The organism is Caballeronia sordidicola (assembly GCF_000729995.1).
Taxonomy (GTDB): domain Bacteria; phylum Pseudomonadota; class Gammaproteobacteria; order Burkholderiales; family Burkholderiaceae; genus Caballeronia; species Caballeronia sordidicola_A.
In genome coordinates, this window is sequence record NZ_JNFG01000157.1 from 1 (window position 1) to 375 (window position 375).

1 protein-coding gene is annotated in these 375 nt (G+C 62.7%); it reads right to left on the bottom strand.

Annotated elements, in window-relative coordinates; translation table 11 throughout:
* A partial coding sequence (locus FH08_RS0134180) for a nucleotide-binding domain containing protein (RefSeq protein WP_035568067.1) occupies nucleotides 1–375 on the bottom strand: 375 nt, incomplete at both ends.

The following is a 375-nucleotide window of genomic DNA, read 5'->3' on the forward strand; positions in this document are numbered from 1 at the left end:
ACATGGCCCGCGCGGTTTCGCCGCCCGTTGCGACCAGGCCGCCGACATAGACAAAATGCTGCTTCACGAGCTGCGCGAGCGAAGTAGAAAGCTGCGCGCCCTCGGCAGGGTTGAAGGTGCCATCCCGCCCAATACGGACCAGCAGGTCGTTGCCACCACAGAGCACCTGGCCGATACGAGCTTCCCACTGAGCCCAGTCCGCGTGTGAAGGACCTTGGCGTAATACGGCCGGTGGCACCGTCAATTCGGTAACGCCAGCGCGATCCTTAAGCATCGCGCACTGGCGCTCGGACACGCTGGACAGGCTTCCCACCAGCACCAACGTAGGCGCATATTTTTTCCGCGTAGTGGTCGGCATCGGCGATGGAGTGCCAA